This is a genomic window from Celerinatantimonas sediminis (assembly GCF_046054195.1).
In the GTDB taxonomy this organism is placed as follows: Bacteria; Pseudomonadota; Gammaproteobacteria; order Enterobacterales; family Celerinatantimonadaceae; genus Celerinatantimonas.
This window is the reverse complement of sequence record NZ_JBEQCS010000001.1, coordinates 12,452-33,648: the sequence shown is the minus strand read 5'-3', so window position 1 is coordinate 33,648 and position 21,197 is coordinate 12,452. Positions and strand designations below refer to the sequence as shown.

The following is a 21,197-nucleotide window of genomic DNA, read 5'->3' as shown; positions in this document are numbered from 1 at the left end:
GTGTCATCATCTTATGCCATTGAAACCAAAGGCTTGTGTAAACATTTTGACCAGGTGGCGGCGCTTGATAATATCGATTTGTCGATTCGCTATGGCGAGTTTGTGGCAATCATGGGCGCCTCTGGCTCTGGTAAAACAACGTTAATGAATATTCTTAGCTGTCTAGATACGCCAACCTCTGGTGAGGTGTTTTTAGATGGTCAAGATGCTGCCAGTTTAGATGAGGATGGACGCCGTCAGTTTCGAGCCCAAACTATTGGCTTACTGTTTCAGCAGTTTCACTTAATTCCCTATTTAACCGCACTCGAGAACGTGATGCTGGCGCAGCACTATCACAGTGTGACCGATAAAAAATCAGCCGAAGCCGTTCTTGAACAGGTTGGCTTGGGACACCGTGCCCATCACTTGCCCAGTCAGCTTTCTGGTGGTGAACAGCAGCGGGTTTGTATTGCCAGAGCATTGGTTAATGAATGCCCCATTTTATTTGCCGATGAACCAACGGGTAACTTAGATGAACAAAATGAGCTGATGGTTTTGGATATCTTCAAACAGCTCCATGCGAAAAATCGCACCATTATTATGGTCACCCATAACCCGGCGTTGGGCCAATACACGGACCGGATTATTCGTCTGCAGCATGGCAAATTGATTGGCGAGGAGCTCATTGAACATGCTTGAGCTTCGCCGCTACCACTACTGGATGTTTCTTGCACTGCTATTGCTAGCAGGCTGTAAAGAACAACAGGTTGCAGCGCCCAATGCTCCGGCACCTGATCTTGCGGTTGTGAATGCCAGTGGTGATGCGGTAAAACTAAGCGATTACGCGCATCAGCCGCGGATTGTGGAATTTTGGTCAGCCACGTGTGGCGCCTGTATTTCAATGATGCGGGATTGGCAAAAGTTTGCACAAGCCCATCCTGGAAAAATTGCATTTATTGGTGTGAATGTTGATTCAGATCGAGTCAAACTTGCTGATTTTGCGAAAAAATTCGATTTGAATCTAAATTTAGTACGCGATCAACTGGGCATCACCAAAGAGCGTTATCGAATCGAAATTACACCGACGGCGTTTTTTATTGACCGACATGGCGTGATTCAGAGTATTCATATGGGCTATTCACCGCATATGGATCTGGGTCATTATGTTGCACAGTTGGAGAACTAAAGATGGCTCGATTTCGCTGTTGGATAATCGTCGCGCTGGTGGGGTTGAGCGGCTATTGCGCGATGGTTCAGGCCAAAGATGTGAGCGCACTTAGCGAAGTGGAAGTGGCTAATGCGCAGCTGTTTTTACCCAAACCGCATGTCAGCGCAACGGGTAGCCGAATGACGATTTATAATCGCAGCAGTCACAAATTGGTCATTTTTGCGGTTCATAGTCAATGGTTTAGCAAATCAATGCTACATCAAACGAGTTTTATAAACGGCCAACGACAGATGCATCCGGTTAAATCGATTTCGATAGCGCCGCATCATCAGCTGGCGTTAACGCCTAATACTACCCATCTGATGTTTATGGGGCTTAAGCGCAATCTTGCTAAGGGCGATTTGATTGTCATGACTCTTTCGACCAACTTGGGGCCGCTTAAAATCGTGGCCAAAGTCGTGCCGATGCAGCTTCGCTAACCCCGTGTTTAACACCATAAAGGAACGATCATGAAATTGCGTCAATGCGTGTGGCTGAGTTTAGCCATCGTATTATTATCAGGCTGCTTTGATAAGTCAGGTTCATCCTCGACTGATTTGGGTAAAGGGATCCATACTTCGCTGCAGCCCACTGGGAAATATAAGATTAAACATGAAGATCCACAGCGCGTCTTGTTAGAGGTTGCGGGTCTTGGCCAGCAGCATCAAAGTGCCAAGATGCTGATTCAAACTAATTTAGAACCGGTGTTAGTTGATTTTAAACAGCACAAGTTAATTGAGCAGTCTCAAGAGGTTGCTGGATTTGATCCACAAAAAGTTACCTATACTCAGATGGATCCAAAACAGAATTTGGCGCATTTGCAAAAACGCGCCGAAAGGATAAAAATTTATCTCAAACGAGGTAACAATGGCCAAGCAGACGAAGTGATTGTCCCTATTCAGGGGATGGGCTATTTTTCGATGCTTTATGGTTATGCTGCGTTTAATCTTAACAATATGAGCTTAGAGCGCATCGGTTTTTATCAGCAGGCTGAAACACCGGCTTTAGGTGGACAAATTATGAGTAATCATAAGTGGTTAAAACAGTTTGCCGGCAAGCAGGTGTTGGATAATGGCAAACCTGCATTTAAAATTGCGCCGCGCCACGGGCAGGCATCCGTGCATAGTTTCGATGCGATAAGTGGGGCAACCCATACCAGCAAAGGTGTGGCAAATCTGCTTAACTATTGGTGTGGACCCAACGGCTATGGCCCATTCTTTGCCAAGTTGAAATCACAACCAAGCTAAAGGACTTTTTAATGAGAACAGCATTTGTCAGGTTTGCTCTGATTCGATGGCTACTTGGCATCTGCTTTGCTCTGTCTATTTTCCCAGCACAGGCGCAAGTGCTCAACGTTGACCAGGCGTTTGCGCTTAAAGCAAGCTACACCCAAGGTCAGTTAAAACTAAACTGGTTGATTCAGCCGGGGTACTACCTCTATCGGGATAGAATCCATCTCATTAGTGACTCGGCGGCGCTAAAATCTGTCTATAAACCTCCTGGCGTTCAACATCACGATCCTATCTTTGGCGACACTCATATTTATACCTCGGGTGTTACGCTTGTAGCCGATATTGCGCTAAGCCAAGGTGACCCGAACACGACCATTCGACTGAGCTTTCAAGGATGCTCTGAGAGTGGTTTTTGTTATCCTCCGACCACTCGCATTATCGATATAAGTGCCGGTTCTGTCAGTGTTCATCCCGCGGCGCTAACGCCGGTGGATACTGATAGTTGGTCAGGTTCTTCTGACTCATCAGCTGACTCTTGGCAAGCGGGTCCCTGGATGCTGCTCACAAGTTTTGGCTTTGGTTTACTACTGGCTTTTACACCATGTGTGCTGCCCATGTTGCCGATTATCACCGGAATCATTATTGGCCAAAATAAACGAACCCTCTATCAGAGCGTGGCTTTGGGTTTCGTTTATGTGCAGGGGATGGCGCTCACCTACACCGTGCTGGGGGTTGTGATTGCTTATGTTGGGGTAAAGATGCAGATTTATCTGCAAAACCCTTGGGTGCTTAGCGCGATGGCTGTGGTGCTGGTGATATTAGCACTGTCGATGTTTGGCCTTTTTGAGTTGCAACTGCCGAGCGGCGCGCAAACGCGTTTGCAACGATTGCAGAACCGCTTTACGCAAGGCTCCTATTTGAGTGTTCTGTTGATGGGCGCGATTTCTGGCGTTATCTGCTCGCCTTGTGTGAGCGCCCCGACTGCGGGGATGCTCGTCTATATCGCCCAAACTGGCTCGGTGTTAATGGGCGCGTTAACGCTTTATTTGTTTGCTCTGGGGATGGGACTGCCACTGATTGCCGTCGCTTGGTTGGGTAAAAAAGTATTGCCCAAAGCGGGCATGTGGATGCTGCGAGTGCGTCAAGTCGGTGGCTTTTTACTACTTTGTGCCGCGCTTTTGTTATTTTCACGAGTGTTAACGCCGGCGCTCAGCGATCTCCTATGGCTCATTCTTGCCGGGGCGGGGATAGTTTGGTTGGGATATCTGCTCTTGGCTCGATTTATGGTGCAATATCGGTTTTTAGGCTGTGTGGTATTGGCTTTAGTGCTGATGATGACGGGCGAGCAAATCTACCACTATCGCCAAAATGTTCGCCAAGCTGAGCAACCGTTACCATTTGTTAGTGTTGACTCACTAACTCAGCTGCAAACACAATTACAAAAGGCCCAGAAAAGCGCTCAGCCAGTGCTGGTCGATTACTTTGCCAGTTGGTGTGTGGCGTGCAAAGAGTTTGAAGAAAATACCCTTAAGCAGCCACAAATCCGCCAGCAGTTAGCGAAGTTTAAATTATTGCGCGTGGATGTCAGTCGCTATCTCCCTCGCCAGCAAGATATTTTAAGCCACTATCGAGTGCTGGGACTGCCAACCCTTGATTTTTACGACTTTAGTGGTCGTTATCTAGCCCAATTGCGAGTCAGTGGCATCATGCCCACAGCGCAATTTGCCAAACGATTAGCGCAGGTTTCCCCGCCTGGGCAATTTCAATAATTGCTCGAGTCATCAGTGCTTGCTGTGACAATCGCAATGGATGCACTGGTTCCCAAGCGAGTGGCTCCGGCATCAATCATCTGTTTGGCACTTTGTTGGGTACGAACGCCGCCAGAGGCTTTCACTCCCATCGATGCAGGAACGTTTTGGCGCATTAATTGAACGGCTGCAACTGTTGCACCCGACTTACTAAAACCGGTCGAGGTTTTGACAAAGGCAACTTCAAGCTCCGTGCAAATCTGACAAGCTTTAATGATTTGCGCATCAGTAAGTAGGCAGGTTTCTAAAATCACTTTGAGTGGCGTGTCTTGGCAGCTTTGTTTAACCGCTGCAATATCCGCTTTGACATCGGTAAAGCGCTCACTTTTAAGCCAACTCACATTGATCACCATATCGATTTCATCAGCACCAGCTGCGATGGCCTGACTGGCTTCAAAGGCTTTGACCGAGCTCAAGCAGGCACCTAGAGGAAATCCCACCACTGAACACACTTTCACATCGCTTTGTTGCAATTGCTTGCTTGCCCAGGGGACATAGCCACTGTTGACACAAACCGAGTAAAAACCGTATTGACGTGCTTGTTGGCATAACGTTGTGATGTCATCAAAGGTGGCATCCATCGCCAGCAACGTATGATCGATATATTTTGCGTAATTAACAGTGGCCATAAAGAGATCCCGTAAATAAAAGAGTACGCTTGATTGATGGTATCACGGATTATAACCCCTTAAATGGTTCAACAGGCGTATCTGTTATCCAGACGATAGTATTTGCTTGTATTGGCCAATCATCTATGATGGTTACGTATCTAATTTAAGTGCTTAGATGGTCTTATTTGTTTAATGATGGAGGAAAATCGAAATGTTACTTGCCCCTAGTAATGCAATTCGAGTGATCGCTCTGGCTCATGCAAAAGAAGGTCAAAGTGATGCGCTCAAACAGGCGTTCATCCAAATTATCGATAAAGTTCGTCAAGAAGATGGTTGTCTGGGATATCAATTCCATGTCGATCAAAGCAACCCTAACCAGTTTTTAATGGACGAAATCTGGCGCGATCAAGCGGCGCTGGACAAACATGGCCAAACCGATTATTTCCTCAGCATGATTAAAGCCATCGAACCACTTGTGGCCGAACCGTTAGAGGTACGCCAGTTCTCGCCAGTTTATTAAGTATCATTGTCTCAACCATTGCTGTGATCACTATTTATATAAGGAGTTACAGATGAATCCAGTCGACTTTGCCAGTCATCGTTATACAACCAAAGCCTATGATCCTGAAAAGAAAATCCCATCCGATCAACTTGAACAACTCGTTGAAAGCCTGCGTCTTGCCCCATCTTCTGTGAACTCTCAACCTTGGCATTTTGTGCTGGCCAGTGATGCTGCTGGTAAAGCGCGTATTGCCTCTGGTGCAAGTGGTGCCGCAGCCTACAATGCGAGCAAAATTAACGATGCATCGCATGTCGTGGTGTTGTGTACCCGGACCAATATGAGCCCTGAGCATCTTGAAGCGGTGTTGGAAAAAGAACAGGCCGATGGGCGTTTTGCTAACGATGAAGCGCGTGCTAAAGGGCATGCCGCTCGCTCTGGTTATGTTCATCAACATATTTTTAAAAGCAAAGATTTGCAATCGTGGATGGAAAAACAAACCTATATCGCATTAGGTTGTCTGTTAACGAATGCGGCGATGTTGGGCATTGATGCAACGCCAATGGAAGGAATCGATTTTGCGGCTCTTGATCAAGAGCTCGGATTAAATGAGCGCGATCTCACCAGTATTGTGGTGGTTTCTTTGGGATATCACAGCGACAAAGATTTTAACGCTAAACTGCCTAAGTCTCGTTTAGCTAAAGAACAAGTATTTGATTTTATTTAATATCAATATTATCAATATTCCAAACCCAAATTTATAGCTGTCATTAATATAGCTAAATCGAATAAAAAGCGGACTTCTAAATCGGTAAAGAAGGTCGCTTTTTTTTGTTATGGTCTATAGTTGTACTGCTTACTGATTAGATAGTTAGCCTAAGTATTGGCTTTTTTTGGTGCAAAGTGTCGAAAATCTAGCCAATTTCTTGTCGATTTGGATATTCTTGCCATACTTTTTGTCATGATGATAGATCGTTATGAGGAAAATGTTATAATGTTGTTTACTAAAATGTATGTGTGTTATCCAATTTATACACTTGTTCTTGGTGTGTGAAATTAAATGTCGGTAAAATTGCTCAAACATTCACAATAACGCTTCAATTATTGCGATATCTGCTGCAATTTTCTCGGCGAGCTGGTAACTCAGTGCACAAATGGCTAAAAAGTGTTCGCTTTGCGGCCGTTGTGCAAGCTTTTATGAATCGCAAGGGTCGTATCATGAGAAGAGGAATCTTTCTTAAGCTCTACCGATTGCTGTTTGTCGGAATGATCGTTTTACTGACAGGGTGTCAGGGCGGGATTCTCGATCCAAAAGGGCAAGTAGGGATTGAGGAAAAAAATCTTATATTGACTGCTGTCGGCTTAATGTTACTGGTTGTTATCCCAGTAATTATTCTGACTTTAGTTTTTGCTTATAAGTATCGGGCATCTAATACCAAAGCTCGTTATGAACCCAAATGGGACCATTCTGTTAAAATAGAAATGTTCTGTTGGGGTATCCCCATCATCATCATCATTATCTTGGGTACCATTACCTGGATTTCGACTCATCGGCTCGATCCTTATCGACCTCTTGATGTCAAACCTGGTACGCCAACCCTTGAAGTTGAAGCTGTTTCAATGGACTGGAAATGGTTGTTTATCTATCCCAAACAAGGGATTGCAACTGTTAACCGACTGGTCATTCCTAAAGATACCCAAATTAGTTTCCGTGTGACATCTCAGTCAGTGATGAACTCATTCTTTATCCCTCAGTTGGGTAGCCAGATTTACTCGATGGCAATGATGGAAACCAAATTACATCTGATAGCAAACGAAGCTGGTACGTTTGATGGTATCTCCTCAAACTACAGTGGTGCAGGTTTCACGGGAATGAAATTTAAAGTGACTGCAACACCAACTGAAGATGAATTCAATCAGTGGGTTTCTAAAGTTCGCCAATCTAACAAAGTGTTAGATGATGCAACTTACGACCAGCTCGTTAAACCTTCAGAAAACAATCCTGTTGAATATTTTTCACATGTGAAACCGAAAATGTTTGAGCAGATTGTTCATCAGTACATGCATATGAATATGTCTAAGAAAAAAGACGCAGGTCATATGATGAAAGCGACCGATCACAGCACTCATGGTGAGATGTCTAGCGACGAATCATCAACGCTTGAATCGGCAACTAAGGAGTAATCACGATGTTCGGAAAATTGACGCTAGATTCGGTTCCATGGCATGTTCCGATTGTCATGGGAACCTTGAGTGTCGTTGCCATCCTCGGGATCGCATTGCTGGCGGCGATCACTTATTACAAAAAATGGGGAATCCTGTGGCATAACTGGTTAACGTCCGTGGACCATAAACGTATCGGCGTAATGTATATCGTTGTTGCGCTGGTGATGTTGGTGCGTGGTTTTGCCGATGCCATTATGATGCGAACCCAGTTGGCGGTAGCCACCGGGGGAAGCGAAGGGTATCTCCCTCCTCATCACTATGACCAGATCTTCTCTGCTCACGGTGTCATTATGATCATCTTCATGGCAATGCCGATGATGATTGGTCTGATGAACGTTGTGTTGCCGATTCAGATTGGTGCTCGTGATGTGGCATTCCCATTTTTGAACTCGCTGAGTTTCTACCTCTTTGTTGCTGGTGTGATTCTGGTCAACTTGTCGCTAGGTGTGGGTGAGTTTGCTAAAACTGGGTGGACGGCCTATCCGCCGCTCTCGGAGCTTACCTACAGCCCCGGGGTCGGGGTTGATTACTACATATGGGCCTTGCAGATATCCGGTATTGGGACGACGCTCACAGGGGTTAACTTCTTAGTGACTGTCATGAAGATGCGTGCTCCTGGTATGAAATTGATGCAGATGCCAATCTTTACTTGGGCATGTACTTGGGCAAACGTTCTGGTTGTTGCTTCTTTCCCAATTTTGACTGGCGCATTAGGTCTGTTGACGCTTGACCGTTATCTTGATTTCCACTTCTTCACTAACAGTGGTGGTGGTAACTCGATGATGTATATCAACCTGTTCTGGGCATGGGGGCATCCGGAAGTTTATATTCTGGTTCTACCTGCGTTCGGGGTGTTCTCAGAGGTGGTTCCAACCTTCTCTGGAAAACGGTTGTTTGGTTACACCACAATGGTTTGGGCAACAGGTGCAATTGCATTCTTAGGTTTCATTGTTTGGTTGCATCACTTCTTTACGATGGGCTCGGGGGCGAACGTAAATGCCTTCTTTGGGGTGATGACGATGATCATCGCGGTGCCGACGGGGGTCAAGCTCTTCAACTGGCTCTTTACCATGTACCGCGGACGCATTCGCTTTACAACACCAATGTACTGGACGCTCGGCTTTATGGTGACATTCACCATCGGCGGGATGACTGGTGTATTGCTGGCCGTTCCTGGCGCTGACTTCTTGTTACATAACAGCTTGTTCCTGATTGCTCACTTCCATAACACGATTATTGGTGGTGCGGTATTTGGTTACTTAGCGGGTGTTTCATACTGGTTCCCGAAAGCATTCGGTTACAAACTCAATGAAAAACTGGGTCGCCGGGCATTCTGGTTCTGGTTGGTTGGTTTCTACTTTGCCTTTATGCCGTTGTACGTGCTGGGCTTCTTGGGAATGACTCGTCGTCTGAACCACACCAACAACCCTGAATGGACACCTTGGTTGATTATCGCGTGTTTCGGTGCCTTCTTGATTCTTATTGGTATCGTGCACCAGTTGGCAATGTTCTATGTCAGCTATAGACAGCGCCATGAAAACCGTGATGAAACAGGGGATGCATGGGAGCAGGGCCGTACTCTGGAATGGTCATTATCATCGCCGCCACCGTTTTATAACTTTGCTAAATTGCCTGAAATCAACGATATCGATGAATTTGACTGGCAAAAAGAACATGGCACTGCTTATAAAAAACCAGCGAAATATGAACCCATTCATATGCCAAAAAATACACCGCATGGTGTGATGATTGGGATTGGTGCAACCATCTTTGGTTTTGCCATGATCTGGCATATCTGGTGGTTAGCCATCGTCGGCTTCTTGGGCATCGTGGGTAGCTTCCTGCTCAGAGCCTATAGCAATGATAAAGACTACTATGTGCAACCTGAAGAGATCGAAGCGATTGAATCCGCTCATCTTGAGAAAGTTAATCAGGCGGGTCTAAATCAGGCTAACGCGTAAGCTTGTTGTGAGATAGGTGAGATAAACGATGACATCACAATCAATAAATACTCATGGGCATGAAGCCCATGAGGAACATCATGATAGTGGCCGGACCGTCCAGTTAGGTTTCTGGCTCTATCTAATGACAGACTGTCTGTTGTTCGCGACAGTCTTTGCAACCTACGCGGTTCTCTATCCGAATGTGGATGGCGGCCCATCGGGCAAAGATGTTTTCGAGCTAAAATTCGTTTTAGTCGAAACTTTTGCGCTGTTGCTCAGTAGTATTACTTACGGCTTTGCGATGGTCAGTGCCCATGCCAAAAAACCTGCAGGTGTGCAATTTTGGCTGGTTATAACCTTTATTCTCGGTGCTGTGTTCATTGGCATGGAGTTATATGAGTTTCACCATCTGATCGCCGAAGGCTTTGGTCCGTCACGCAGTGCGTTCTTATCTGGTTTCTTTGCGCTGGTTGGAATGCATGGTTTGCACGTAACTGTTGGTCTGTTGTGGATGATTGCCACAATGATCGAAGTTGGACGTTGTGGACTGACTGGTCGTTCGATGACCCGCTTAAGCTGTTTAAGCTTGTTCTGGCACTTCCTTGATATCGTTTGGATCTGTGTCTTTACTGTGGTTTATCTGATGGGGGCCTTGTAATGGATCACGAACATAATTTAGATCACGGTAGCGTCAAATCATATTTAGTCGGTTTTGTGCTGGCAGTGATTTTAACGGTGATTCCGTTTTATCTAGTGATGAATCTCAGTATGTCTAAGGTGGCAACCTTATACACCATCTTTGCTTTTGCTGTGGTTCAGATAGTGGTGCATTTGAAGTACTTTTTGCATCTTAATTTCACGACCGAAACTGGCCGTTTGAATACAATTTCGTTTTTATTCAGCGCGCTGATTATCGGGCTGGTGGTTGGCCTGTCCTTGTGGATTATCTTTAGTGCCAATAACCTGATGATGTTTTAGCAGGTTTTAGTGTGTTGAAATTAAAGCGATATTTACTAGTAGTTAAGCCCGGGATTATCTTCGGTAATCTGGTGGCGACTATTGGTGGTTACTTTTTGGCTGCGCAGGGTCAGTTTGACTTGGCCTTGTTTGCTGCCACTGTGATTGGTTTATCACTGATTGTGGCATCCGGTTGTGCGTTCAATAACTATATTGACCGTGACATCGATTGCCGCATGGAGCGAACTAAAAACCGAGTAACGGTCACTGGTGTAATTTCGGTTGCTCAGACTCTTTCGCACGCCTGTGTATTAGGTGTTGCCGGATTTGTGACCTTAGCGGTTTGGACCAATTGGGTGGCGGTGGCGTTTGCTGCATTTGGCTTTGTGATCTATGTCGGGGTCTACAGCCTCTATATGAAGCGCAATTCAGTCTACGGAACGCTTATCGGTAGCCTCTCTGGTGCGGTTCCCCCAGTTGTGGGTTACTGTGCTGTCGCGGGGCAGTTTGATACTGGTGCGCTGATTCTGTTGGTGATGTTTAGCCTTTGGCAAATGCCGCATTCGTATGCCATTGCTATTTTCCGTTACAACGATTATAAGGCTGCTAATATTCCAGTGCTGCCCGTTGTACACGGCGTCCACCATGCTAAAAGCCATATTGTTGGTTACATTATTGCCTTTGCGTTTGCAGCGGTGATGCTGACATTTTCCGGCTATGTTGGTTTTGGTTATTTAGCGGTTGCGGTGGCAACCAGCGTATGGTGGTTGCACATGGCCATTAAAGGTTATCGAAAAGATAATGATGATGTGGCGTGGGCGCGGCAAGTATTCTTCGCTTCAATTTTGATTATCACGGCGTTAAGCGTTGCGATGGCGGTTGATTCACACATTGGTCCAGCCGCTGCAGCTGTCTCAATTTAATCGCGCACTATTAACTGTTTCAAAGGCCTTTATCAGCGATGGTAAGGGCTTTTTTAATGGGCTTGTAACAGGCTATTGCTTGGATGCAGCGATTGGTAGAGCGTGATGACGCTTAAGATCCAAGCCGAATGGACGACCTTTTCCTGCTGCGCTTGATAAATAGCCCGATTAGATGGGTCTATCTCTTTAAGCGGAATGATATTGGCCAGTTGTGCTCGAGAAACATCGCTCAATGCGTGAAGTTTTTTTAACTCACTTAAAAGTTCTTCATCGCTAAATCGATACTCTTGGGGATCATTGTTTAAGCGCTCACGTAAGGAGGCCATTAATTCAATGTCTAGATATACTTCTTTGGAGATAATCCCTAAGCCGAAGATAAGCTTAAGGCGAACATTTACATCGCCTAATGGCCCGGAGCTTTTCAAAAGTGGTTTGACGGCATATTTAACCGCATAGTCGTCTTTTTGAAAGACTCGCTCAACCAAGTCGGCGATGCTTTGTTCAATAAATTCCAGCGCTTTAAGTAAAAAACCTCTAACTGAGCGAGTTTGATTTAACTTCTCCAAAATCTCTGAATCATCAATCCACTCGCCCATATACTTTTACATCCAGTGCTTTAATTAGTGTTTTGCTTTAAGTTCTTCGTACGCTTTGATGATGCGTTTTGCTTCATCACTATTAGCATCAAGGCCGGTGTATTTGACCAAAGTGGCTTCAACACCTTGCGCGCTAATACTCTGTTGAAGTTCCACTGCTTGTGGGTCTTCATCATTGCTAAATAGCAATGCAGCCGCAATCACGCCAATGAGGTGATCGTTGCCAACTTTGTATTCAATGGTTCCCAACAGCGGTTTAATCAACCGGTCTGATGCACTTAATTTACGAAGTGGCTGACGTCCGACCCGGTTTACATTATCGTTCAGGTGCGGGTTAGCAAACCGCTTCAGAATTTTCTCAATATATGCCTGATGGGCACTACGATCAAAGCCATAACGTAAAATCAGTACTTCACCGCTTTCGAGCATGGTCTGTTTGACGTGCGCTTTAATTGCATCATCGTGGATAGCATCAAGAATAGTTTGATAACCGTTTAGCGCACCTAAATAAGCGGTAGCGGCGTGGCCTGTATTTAGAGTGAATAATTTACGTTCAACAAAGGCGATTAAGTTATCAGTCAGGTCCATTCCTTTGATATCAGGAATTGGCCCTTTGAATTGGGTTTTATCAACAATCCATTCTGAAAACTCTTCAACGGTTACTTCCAGTGGGTCGTCTGATTCTGCAGGCGGAACGATACGGTCAACGGCTGAATCAACAAATCCGACGAGTTTTTCAATGGTCGGTTTGATGTCATCTGAGAGATATTTAAAGACTTCTTCTTTAAGATGGCTGGTCCCTTTGACCATGTTTTCGCAGGCGATGACATTAATTGGTCCAGTGTTGCTGGCAACACGTTTAGCCAGACCCTGTGCTAATGATTTAGCGATGATATCAAGAACAGTTGGACCCACAGCTGTGGTGATAAGGTCAACTTGACCAATCACATCAATGAGTTCGTCGCTGGTTGAGTTAATCGCTGAAACTTTAGTGACAATATCGGTTGTGCTGGCAGTGCCAACTACTTTAACTGGATATTCCCCACGTTGGTTAATTGTATCGAGGAGTGGCTGATTCACATCGGCAAAAATTACTTCGATATCTGATTCGCTTAGTAATTTACCGATAAAGCCGCGGCCGATATTACCAGCTCCAAAATGTAAAGCTTTCATCATTTTTCCTCTCTAAAGGGGTTGCTATATTGCAATGCTAAAGGGGGATGAACGACTCATCCCCCCAAATATTTAGTCGCATTTTAAGCGTTGAGGATATTCAATATTTCCTGCGGGTCACTTGTTGTTGCAAGTTGGTCAATGACACCATCCTCATCCAATGCATTGGTCACTGCTGAAATCACCTGAAGATGTTCATCATTTTGTGCCGCGATGGCGATGACTAAGCGAGCGACGTCATCCTCATCTTCACCCCATTGAATGCCTTGCGGATATTGGCAGAAGACAATCCCGGTTTTGAGCACTTGAGGTTTCGCTTCGACTGTTCCGTGTGGAACCGCAATGGATTCGCCCAAATAAGTAGATACCATCGATTCACGTTCTAACATCGCTTCGATGTAATCAGGTTTGATGTAGCCACCAGCGGCTAACTGCTCACCTGCGAAACGGATAGCTTCTTCTTTGGTATTTGCGCTAAGACCTAATTTGACATCATTGAGAGTCAGCTTAAATGGTGCATCCTGACTGTCAGAGCTCTCTTCGACAGTTGCTGGTGTTTCAACGGCTGCTTCACCTCTATGCGCCTGTTTGAGTTTTTCAATCAGCTCATCGTATAGCGTGCCATCTAAGAAGTTCGTCAGTGACAGATGCTCAGCTTGTGGCGCAGTTTTATGAGCACGGTTGGTTAAATCTTTATGGGTAATGACAATGTCGACATCGCTTGGTAGATCGTTAATGGCGGTGTTCGTGACACTGATATCAAGCCCGGCACTTTTCATTTTTTTGCGCAATAATCCGGCACCCATTGCACTTGAGCCCATTCCGGCATCACAAGCAACGATGATTTTGTGCACGTTAGCATAATCGACGGCACCACCCGTTGGCGCTGTGCTTTGGCCTTTAGACTCAGCTTTCATCGCTTTGATTTTATCAGTTGCAGACGATAAGTCTTGATCTTCGCTTTGGCGCTGAGTTTTTAACAATAGTGCTGAAACCGCAAATGAAACAACGCAAGAAAGCACAACCGATAAGATTACCCCAACAAATGAGCTCTGTGGTGTCATCAATAATACGGCGATGATAGAGCCTGGTGATGCAGGTGCAACCAAACCAGCGTGGAAGGCAACCAGAGTGAATACACCAGTCATCCCACCTAAGATCATGGCAATAATCAGGCGTGGATTCATCAACACATATGGGAAGTAAATTTCGTGAATACCACCGAGGAAGTGAATGATACACGCACCTGGTGCAGACTGTTTTGCAGTTCCGCGACCAAATAATGCATATGCCAGCAACATACCGAAACCAGGACCTGGGTTTGCTTCAATTAAGAAGAAGGCTGATTGACCCAGTGAGTGAGACTGCTGAATCCCCAGTGGTACTAAAATGCCGTTACCGATTGCATTGTTCAAAAATAGAATTTTAGCTGGTTCAACAAAGATTGATGTCAGCGGCAACAGGTCGTGTTTGACTAAGATGTCGACCCCTGCGGCCAATAATGCTGAAAGATGCTCAACAACTGGGCCGACGACCATATAGCCTAAAATAGCTAAGATCATCCCGATAATACCGGCCGAGAAGTTATTGACCAGCATTTCGAAGCCAGCTTTAATTTTGCCTTCAACTAAGCGGTCAAAACTTTTAATCGCCCAGCCGCCTAATGGGCCTGCGATCATCGCGCCTAAGAACATTGGCACGTTGGTCCCAATAACAACCCCCATGGTGGCAATAGCCCCAACGACGGCGCCTCGTTCACCACCAATTAATTTACCACCGGTATAACCCAGTAACAGAGGCAACATATATGTCACCATCGGGCCTACCAGTTTGGAAAGATACTCGTTAGGGATCCAGCCTGTTTTGATAAACAGGGCGGTAATAAAGCCCCACGCAATAAAAGCCCCAATATTGGGCATAACCATATTCGACAAAAATCGGCCGAAGCTTTGAATTTTGACTTTCGCTCCTGGTGATAACATATAGAACTCCGTCTAAAGACTATTGTTGTTGTTTCATTTTTAAATGTGTCTACATTTAGCTATCGCTAAGTTAGCATGAGTTGAGATGGGTTGTGAGTCGTTATCAGAATGTTGTGATTTATCTCTTTTTTTATTCGTTAAAGTTAATATATATAGTGACGCGTATCACAATATATGCCTCTTTTTTCTTTATGAAATTCGATTATTTTAGAAAGTCAATATGATTTTTTGTGACTAAAGTACCACATTTGAAATTAACAAATAAATTTAAAATGTGATACTTATCAAAATTTTAGTATTTTTTATTTTTTTGTAAAATTTTTATGTGATGTAAATCACAATTAATAATATTGACTCAATTGTTAATAAATTTGAGTTGAGGCACAGCTATTATTATCTTAGGAGAAAGCATGGAATAAATGATTTATTTGTTAAAAATTTATTTCAATTGGCGAAATTAATTATAATCAAACAGATCATTGGTCTGTGGTTAAATAATAAGAAGTGTGCCATTTAAGCTATCTGCAATATTTTTCGCCCCTCTAAGCCTCATTATTTTGCGCTTCACTGCCTGATTATTTAAAGCTTATATAAAGTTAATAAATTGATTAAAAAACAATCTAATCATAGTTGAGTCTATTTAAACCTGCCATTTATATGGCTGCGCTGTTTAGATGCGGGGTAGTGTCTTGCGCTATAACGAAACAAAAACGAAAACTAAGTGGTAAAAGTTGCGTTATTTTTGCGTCTTTAGGCCCTTCTGAAACATCAAAAATTGTCATTATTTTGGTATGAAATGTGCGTGCAAAGCGCGTAGTATGGTGGATGACCGCATTTTGACAGCAGCGGTCATCATTATAATTTAACTTAGTGAGCGGGGTTTGCCTGGGCGAGCATCGTAAAGAGTGCCGTAATAATATCTTTGCAGTGTTCTACTTTTTGCGTTTGAACCGTCGGTTGGGCTTGGATAATTCGCAAAATACAGCCGTTTACAGTTGCTGCGATTAAGTTGGCAGAAAGATTCGGATCGAGTGTTTTGGCGAGCTGGCCTTGGGTGATTGCATTTTTAACGGAGTGTTCTAGGTCGGTTAAAAATTGTTCATATTTTAACTGCGTATGGTGGCGGATTTCTGCAATATCTTTGCTGGCATTGTCTAAGCTAAATAATATGACAAACAGTTGGCGCTGTGCCTGATTATTAGCCATGTTTTCAAACAAAGTTATAAACAGAGAACTTAACTTATTTATAGGGTCGGGCTCATCGGCGCTGATACTAGCATCGAGCAGATTGCTTAAGGGCTCACAGTATTCATCCCACAGATTAATAAAAAGTTCATTCTTGTTTTTGAAATGCCAGTAAATCGCGCCTCGTGTAACACCTGCCAGCGTCGCTATATCCGTGAGGCTTGTTTCGGTTATGCCATGCTCACAAAATAGTTTTAATGCGGTATCAAGAATAACTTGACGAGTTTTTTGGGCATCTTCTTTTGTTCTTCTCGCCATAGGGGTTCTCTTTAAAAAAATTGAAAAAATGATTTACATACATTCGTGAATGTATGTAAATTACTACAACATTGACTCATACGCCAATATAATTGGTCATAGATTTGTGGTCGGCAATGACAGGGGCTCAGATATTCATGTTGCACAAAAATATAATTGTTCGTTCTATAGGCTTGGCGCTAGCCGCTAGCCTACTTTTGACAGGATGCGGAGATAATAAATCCGAGCAGGCCAGCGCCCAGCAAGGGGCCGCGCAGGCTATCGCTGTGGATACCGTGACCATCTCGGCTAAACCTATTCAACTAACGACTGAATTATCTGGGCGGGTGAAAGCATTCCGTGTGGCTGAAGTTCGTCCACAGGTGAGTGGAATTATCCTTAAACGTTATTTTAAAGAAGGCAGTAACGTTAAAGCAGGGGAAATGCTGTATCAGATTGATCCGGCTACCTATCAGGCCGATGTTGACAATGCGCAGGCTAATTTAGCCGAAGCAAAAGCCAATGAACACAGCGCCCAGCTTAAAGCAAAACGTTACGCCAAGTTGATTAAAACCAATGCGATTAGTCAGCAGGATTATGACGATGCAGAGGCCACTTGGAAACAGCAGCAAGCTGCAATTGAAGCCGCTCAGGCAAGTTTAGAAGAAGCTAAAATTAATCTTCAACGGACTAAAATTACGGCGCCAATTTCTGGTCGTATCGGGGCTTCTGATGTCAGTGAAGGTGCATTGGTGACTGCCAACCAGTCTGGCGTGATGGCAACGATTCAGCAGCTGGATCCGGTTTATGTCGATGTTCGTCAATCGACTGAAGCGCTGCTGCGTCAAAAACGCGAAATTGCCAATGGTTCGCTGGATATCAATAATGATAATAGTGCTAACGTACATTTTATCTTAGATGATAATTCAACCTACCAGTTCCCTGGTCGTTTGCAGTTCTCTGATGTGACGGTTGACCAGACCACGGGGATGGTTAATCAGCGAATTATTGCTCGTAACCCCCAGAACTTGCTGTTACCTGGCATGTTTATTCGAGCCATTCTTAAAGAAGGGACTCGCAATAACGCGATTCTGGTACCTCAAAAAGCAGTGAGCCACAATCCTCGTGGTGAAGCAGAAGTGATGTTGGTCAATGCAGACAATCAGATCCAACCCCAAAAAATCGACACTGAACGTGCCATTGGTAACGACTGGTTAGTGAAATCAGGACTGAAAGTGGGCGATAAAGTTGTTGTTGCGGGACTGCAAAATATTCGTCAGGGCAGTAAAGTCCAACCGAATGATGTGACAGCCAACTACCAAGATAGCTCAGATCAAACTCAGAATCAGTAAGACGGAGCAGCGGATTCATGGCTAAGTTTTTTATCGACCGACCCATCTTTGCATGGGTCATCGCCTTGGTGATTATGCTCGCCGGGGCATTATCTATTTTTAACCTTCCAATTGCGCAATATCCTCAAATCGCCCCGCCTGCGGTAGAGATTAGTGCAAACTATGCAGGTGCTTCAGCTCAGACTGTGCAAAATGCGGTGACACAAGTTATCGAAGAGAACATGACCGGTCTTGATAACTTTATGTACATGTCCTCGACAAGTGACTCATCAGGGCATGTGACCATTACGGTGACGTTTAAACCGGGTACTGATGCGGATATCGCTCAGGTGCAGGTGACGAACAAGCTGGATCAGGTTAAATCAAAATTGCCGAGCATCGTTCAGCAAAACGGGATTGATGTTCAAAAAACGACGAGTAGTTTCTTGATGATTGCCGGGTTTATTTCACCTGATGGCAGCATGAATAAAAACGATTTGGCCGATTACGTCGATTCGCATGTAAAAGATACCATTAGTCGTATTAACGGGGTTGGTCAGATCCAGGTATTTGGTAGCCCATATGCGATGCGTATTTGGCTTGATCCGGTGAAATTGCATCGATTTGCGCTGACGCCATCTGATGTTGAATCGGCTATTACTGCTCAGAACGCTCAGGTTTCTTTAGGTAGTTTGGGTGGGACTCCTGCGGTGAAAGGTCAGCAGTACTCTGTGACCATTGAAGGCCGTGGGCGATTAAATACGGTTGAACAGTTCGAAAATATTTTGCTGCGTGTAAACCAAGATGGTTCAAGAGTTTACTTAAAAGACGTAGCACGGGTTGCTTTGGGTAGTGAAGACTACCAGTTCAGTTCTTACTATAACAATAAACCTGCTACCGGCATTGCGATTAAACTGGCAACAGGTGCGAATGCCCTGCAGACTTCCAAAGATGTGAAAGCAAAAATCAAAGAGCTTTCGCAGTTCTTCCCATCTGGGATGAAAGTTGTTTATCCATTTGATACCACACCATTTATTCAGATTTCTATTGAAGAAGTGGTACACACGCTGATTGAGGCGATTGTGTTGGTATTCTTTGTGATGCTGTTGTTCTTACAAAATATCCGGGCGACATTGATCCCAACGATTGCTGTGCCAGTGGTGCTGTTGGGGACTTTTGGCGTGATGAACGCGGTTGGTTTCTCAATTAACACATTGACGATGTTCGGGCTGGTACTGGCCATCGGGTTGTTGGTGGATGATGCGATTGTGGTGGTCGAAAACGTCGAGAGGATCATGACCGATGAGGGGTTGACCCCTTATGAGGCGACCAAAAAATCGATGGGGCAGATCACCAGTGCCTTGGTTGGGATTGCACTTGTGTTGTCAGCGGTATTTATTCCAATGGCATTCTTTGGTGGGTCAACCGGGGCTATTTATCGCCAGTTCTCGATTACCATTGTATCGGCGATGGCCTTGTCGGTGTTGGTTGCACTGATTCTAACGCCGGCATTGTGTGCCACTATTTTGAAAAAACCTGATGGTAAGCATGAACCTAAAAAAGGTTTCTTCGGTTGGTTTAACCGCATGTTTGATGCCTCAGCAGAGCGTTATAAAAATGGGGTTCGCCGAGTTGTTCATCAGCGTTTCCGTTATCTTTTGGTTTATGTGGTTATCGTTGCTGGTTTAGTATTTTTGTTTATGCGACTGCCAACCTCATTCTTGCCAGAAGAGGACCAAGGTGTATTGATGGCAATGGTGCAATTGCCGCCAAGTGCCTCTAAACAGCGTACAGATAAAGTCTTAAAAGACCTGACCAATTACTTTTTGACCAAAGAGAAAGATACGGTCACTTCGGTGATGGATGTCACTGGGTTTAGTTTTGCCGGTCGTGGACAGAACGTTGGGATGGCATTTATTAAGCTTAAAGATTGGGGCTTACGTGAAAATGCGCGAGGCAATATCAATGCGATTCTTGGCCGCGCGATGCGCTATTTATCCACGGTTAAAGAGGCGCGAGCATTTGTCTTTAACGTCCCAGCGATGCCATCACTGGGTACGGCAACCGGGTTTGACTTCTACCTTCAAGACCAAGGCAACCTCGGTCACGCCGCATTGATGAATGCGCGTAACCAGTTGTTAGGAATGGCTGCGAAAAACCCTCATCTGATTCGAGTTCGTCCAAATGGCTTAAGCGATGCGCCAGAGTTCGATTTAGAAATCAACTATGAAAAAGCGATGGCTCATGGGGTTTCGATCACGGACATCAATAATACGCTTTCAAGTGCATGGGCATCTGATTATACAGACGACTTTATTCGCGGTGACCGGGTGAAAAAAGTCTATGTGCAAGGCGAAGCTAAATATCGTATGAACCCTGGGGACTTAGCTCATTGGTATGTGCGTAACAAAGATGGTGAGATGGTTTCGTTCTCAACCTTTGCAAAAGGTAAATGGGGCTATGGTTCGCCTGCTTTGCAGCGCTATAACGGGGTGAGTGCGGTTGAAATTGTCGGTGAACCTGCACCAGGGTTTAGCTCTGGTGAAGCGATGAACCAAATTACCGAGATGGCTAAAAAATTACCGAAAGGAATTGGTCTGTCTTGGACGGGGCTGTCATATCAGGAACGCCAATCTGGTTCACAAGCTCCAGCGTTGTATGCAATTTCTCTGTTGGTAGTGTTCTTGTGTCTGGCCGCATTATATGAAAGTTGGAGTATCCCATTCTCGGTCATGCTGGTGGTTCCACTTGGGGTCTTTGGTGCAATTGTTGCAGCAACAATGCGTGGTTTAGATAACGATGTGTACTTCCAGGTTGGTTTGTTGACAACCATTGGTCTGTCGGCGAAAAACGCCATCTTGATTGTTGAGTTTGCAAAAGAACTTTACGACAAAGGTAACGGCTTACTTGAGTCGGTGCTGGAAGCTTGTCGTATGCGTCTGCGGCCAATTTTGATGACATCTTTGGCCTTCATTCTTGGGGTACTGCCACTTGCTATTAGCTCTGGTGCTGGGGCGGCTAGCCGTCACGATATCGGTACTGGTGTGATTGGGGGGATGATTAGTGCTACGGTCTTGGCTATCTTCTTCGTGCCATTGTTCTTTGTGGTGGTGATTCGTTACTTTACGAAATATCGTAAGGATGAAGAAAACGACCTTTAGTTCACACATCATTTTTTAATCCCAAAGAGGCCAGTTTGATACTGGCCTCTTTTAATTGTGCAAGCTTCTGTTTAGCTTAATAGGGTT

At 44.8% G+C, this 21,197-nt stretch carries 19 protein-coding genes; 14 read left to right on the top strand and 5 right to left on the bottom strand.

The genetic code is table 11. The features are described 5' to 3' along the window. Genes ABTQ23_RS00155 through dsbD form a run of 5 tightly spaced genes read left to right on the top strand, consistent with a single transcriptional unit; the run spans position 1 to position 4,187 of the window. The gene (locus ABTQ23_RS00155; protein WP_408613592.1) at positions 1–678 is read left to right on the top strand and encodes an ABC transporter ATP-binding protein; all 678 of its coding nucleotides are present in this window, start codon (positions 1–3) and stop codon (positions 676–678) included. Further along, positions 671–1,165, top strand: coding sequence for a TlpA family protein disulfide reductase (locus ABTQ23_RS00150; RefSeq protein ID WP_408613591.1), 495 nt, complete (start codon positions 671–673; stop codon positions 1,163–1,165). The genes ABTQ23_RS00155 and ABTQ23_RS00150 overlap by 8 nt, the downstream gene beginning before the upstream one ends. A 2-nt stretch (positions 1,166–1,167) precedes the next feature. Further along, a complete protein-coding gene (locus ABTQ23_RS00145) occupies positions 1,168–1,626 on the top strand; it encodes a copper chaperone PCu(A)C (RefSeq protein WP_408613590.1) in 459 nt (152 codons plus the stop codon). 30 nt (positions 1,627–1,656) lie between these two features. Beyond that, positions 1,657–2,433, top strand: coding sequence for an FMN-binding protein (locus ABTQ23_RS00140; protein WP_408613589.1), 777 nt, complete (start codon positions 1,657–1,659; stop codon positions 2,431–2,433). 11 nt (positions 2,434–2,444) lie between these two features. Further along, entirely contained in the window at positions 2,445–4,187 is a 1,743-nt protein-coding gene (gene dsbD, locus ABTQ23_RS00135) for a protein-disulfide reductase DsbD (RefSeq protein ID WP_408613588.1), read from the top strand. Here the strand turns inward: dsbD and deoC are convergent. Further along, a complete protein-coding gene (deoC, locus tag ABTQ23_RS00130) occupies positions 4,181–4,855 on the bottom strand; it encodes a deoxyribose-phosphate aldolase (RefSeq protein WP_408613587.1) in 675 nt (224 codons plus the stop codon). The two genes, dsbD and deoC, sit on opposite strands and share 7 nt — an antisense overlap. Positions 4,856–5,048: 193 nt before the next feature. Between deoC and ABTQ23_RS00125 the strand changes: the two genes are divergently transcribed. The 7 genes from ABTQ23_RS00125 to cyoE all read left to right on the top strand — a co-directional run bounded on the left by ABTQ23_RS00125 (position 5,049) and on the right by cyoE (position 11,385). Then, on the top strand, positions 5,049–5,357 hold the full coding sequence (locus tag ABTQ23_RS00125) for a putative quinol monooxygenase (protein WP_408613586.1): 309 nt from the start codon (positions 5,049–5,051) through the stop codon (positions 5,355–5,357). A 52-nt stretch (positions 5,358–5,409) separates the two neighbouring features. After that, entirely contained in the window at positions 5,410–6,063 is a 654-nt protein-coding gene (nfsB, locus tag ABTQ23_RS00120; RefSeq protein WP_408613585.1) for an oxygen-insensitive NAD(P)H nitroreductase, read from the top strand. Positions 6,064–6,554: 491 nt separating this feature from the next. Continuing rightward, entirely contained in the window at positions 6,555–7,520 is a 966-nt protein-coding gene (cyoA, locus tag ABTQ23_RS00115; protein ID WP_408613584.1) for a ubiquinol oxidase subunit II, read from the top strand. Further along, positions 7,520–9,523, top strand: coding sequence for a cytochrome o ubiquinol oxidase subunit I (cyoB, locus tag ABTQ23_RS00110; protein WP_408614038.1), 2,004 nt, complete (start codon positions 7,520–7,522; stop codon positions 9,521–9,523). Before cyoA ends, cyoB begins: the two co-directional genes overlap by 1 nt. A gap of 28 nt (positions 9,524–9,551) precedes the next feature. Further along, positions 9,552–10,163, top strand: a complete 612-nt coding sequence (gene cyoC / locus ABTQ23_RS00105) for a cytochrome o ubiquinol oxidase subunit III (protein ID WP_408613583.1) — start codon at positions 9,552–9,554, stop codon at positions 10,161–10,163. Continuing rightward, on the top strand, positions 10,163–10,483 hold the full coding sequence (gene cyoD, locus ABTQ23_RS00100; RefSeq protein ID WP_408613582.1) for a cytochrome o ubiquinol oxidase subunit IV: 321 nt from the start codon (positions 10,163–10,165) through the stop codon (positions 10,481–10,483). Before cyoC ends, cyoD begins: the two co-directional genes overlap by 1 nt. Positions 10,484–10,497: 14 nt before the next feature. Continuing rightward, positions 10,498–11,385: a heme o synthase gene (gene cyoE / locus ABTQ23_RS00095; RefSeq protein ID WP_408614037.1), complete on the top strand. Its 888-nt coding sequence runs from the start codon at positions 10,498–10,500 to the stop codon at positions 11,383–11,385. A gap of 53 nt (positions 11,386–11,438) precedes the next feature. Here the strand turns inward: cyoE and ABTQ23_RS00090 are convergent, their stop codons facing one another. From ABTQ23_RS00090 to ABTQ23_RS00075, 4 genes are all read right to left on the bottom strand, one after another. Beyond that, positions 11,439–11,981, bottom strand: coding sequence for an MltR family transcriptional regulator (locus tag ABTQ23_RS00090; RefSeq protein ID WP_408613581.1), 543 nt, complete (start codon positions 11,979–11,981; stop codon positions 11,439–11,441). Between the two features lie 24 nt (positions 11,982–12,005). Further along, positions 12,006–13,157, bottom strand: a complete 1,152-nt coding sequence (locus tag ABTQ23_RS00085; protein ID WP_408613580.1) for a mannitol-1-phosphate 5-dehydrogenase — start codon at positions 13,155–13,157, stop codon at positions 12,006–12,008. 80 nt (positions 13,158–13,237) lie between these two features. Then, complete coding sequence (locus ABTQ23_RS00080; RefSeq protein WP_408613579.1) at positions 13,238–15,136, bottom strand: PTS mannitol transporter subunit IICBA; 1,899 nt, start codon at positions 15,134–15,136, stop codon at positions 13,238–13,240. A gap of 867 nt (positions 15,137–16,003) precedes the next feature. After that, positions 16,004–16,639: a TetR family transcriptional regulator gene (locus ABTQ23_RS00075; protein WP_408613578.1), complete on the bottom strand. Its 636-nt coding sequence runs from the start codon at positions 16,637–16,639 to the stop codon at positions 16,004–16,006. A 140-nt stretch (positions 16,640–16,779) separates the two neighbouring features. Between ABTQ23_RS00075 and ABTQ23_RS00070 the strand changes: the two genes are divergently transcribed. Both ABTQ23_RS00070 and ABTQ23_RS00065 read left to right on the top strand, forming a co-directional pair. Further along, positions 16,780–17,970, top strand: a complete 1,191-nt coding sequence (locus ABTQ23_RS00070) for an efflux RND transporter periplasmic adaptor subunit (RefSeq protein WP_408614036.1) — start codon at positions 16,780–16,782, stop codon at positions 17,968–17,970. A gap of 17 nt (positions 17,971–17,987) precedes the next feature. After that, positions 17,988–21,110 carry an efflux RND transporter permease subunit gene (locus ABTQ23_RS00065; protein WP_408613577.1) on the top strand — a complete coding sequence of 1,041 codons (3,123 nt, stop codon included), beginning with the start codon at positions 17,988–17,990 and terminating at the stop codon, positions 21,108–21,110. The last annotated feature ends 87 nt before the right edge of the window (positions 21,111–21,197 follow it).

What these genes read in the sequence shown, in the direction of transcription:
- ABTQ23_RS00150 (WP_408613591.1), top strand. Translation starts at nt 671, where the DNA reads ATGCTTGAGCTTCGCCGCTACCACTACTGGATGTTTCTTGCACTGCTA.
- ABTQ23_RS00145 (WP_408613590.1), top strand. Translation starts at nt 1,168, where the DNA reads ATGGCTCGATTTCGCTGTTGGATAATCGTCGCGCTGGTGGGGTTGAGC.
- ABTQ23_RS00140 (WP_408613589.1), top strand. Translation starts at nt 1,657, where the DNA reads ATGAAATTGCGTCAATGCGTGTGGCTGAGTTTAGCCATCGTATTATTA.
- dsbD (WP_408613588.1), top strand. Translation starts at nt 2,445, where the DNA reads ATGAGAACAGCATTTGTCAGGTTTGCTCTGATTCGATGGCTACTTGGC.
- deoC (WP_408613587.1), bottom strand. Translation starts at nt 4,855, where the DNA reads ATGGCCACTGTTAATTACGCAAAATATATCGATCATACGTTGCTGGCG.
- ABTQ23_RS00125 (WP_408613586.1), top strand. Translation starts at nt 5,049, where the DNA reads ATGTTACTTGCCCCTAGTAATGCAATTCGAGTGATCGCTCTGGCTCAT.
- nfsB (WP_408613585.1), top strand. Translation starts at nt 5,410, where the DNA reads ATGAATCCAGTCGACTTTGCCAGTCATCGTTATACAACCAAAGCCTAT.
- cyoA (WP_408613584.1), top strand. Translation starts at nt 6,555, where the DNA reads ATGAGAAGAGGAATCTTTCTTAAGCTCTACCGATTGCTGTTTGTCGGA.
- cyoC (WP_408613583.1), top strand. Translation starts at nt 9,552, where the DNA reads ATGACATCACAATCAATAAATACTCATGGGCATGAAGCCCATGAGGAA.
- cyoD (WP_408613582.1), top strand. Translation starts at nt 10,163, where the DNA reads ATGGATCACGAACATAATTTAGATCACGGTAGCGTCAAATCATATTTA.
- ABTQ23_RS00090 (WP_408613581.1), bottom strand. Translation starts at nt 11,981, where the DNA reads ATGGGCGAGTGGATTGATGATTCAGAGATTTTGGAGAAGTTAAATCAA.
- ABTQ23_RS00085 (WP_408613580.1), bottom strand. Translation starts at nt 13,157, where the DNA reads ATGATGAAAGCTTTACATTTTGGAGCTGGTAATATCGGCCGCGGCTTT.
- ABTQ23_RS00080 (WP_408613579.1), bottom strand. Translation starts at nt 15,136, where the DNA reads ATGTTATCACCAGGAGCGAAAGTCAAAATTCAAAGCTTCGGCCGATTT.
- ABTQ23_RS00075 (WP_408613578.1), bottom strand. Translation starts at nt 16,639, where the DNA reads ATGGCGAGAAGAACAAAAGAAGATGCCCAAAAAACTCGTCAAGTTATT.
- ABTQ23_RS00065 (WP_408613577.1), top strand. Translation starts at nt 17,988, where the DNA reads ATGGCTAAGTTTTTTATCGACCGACCCATCTTTGCATGGGTCATCGCC.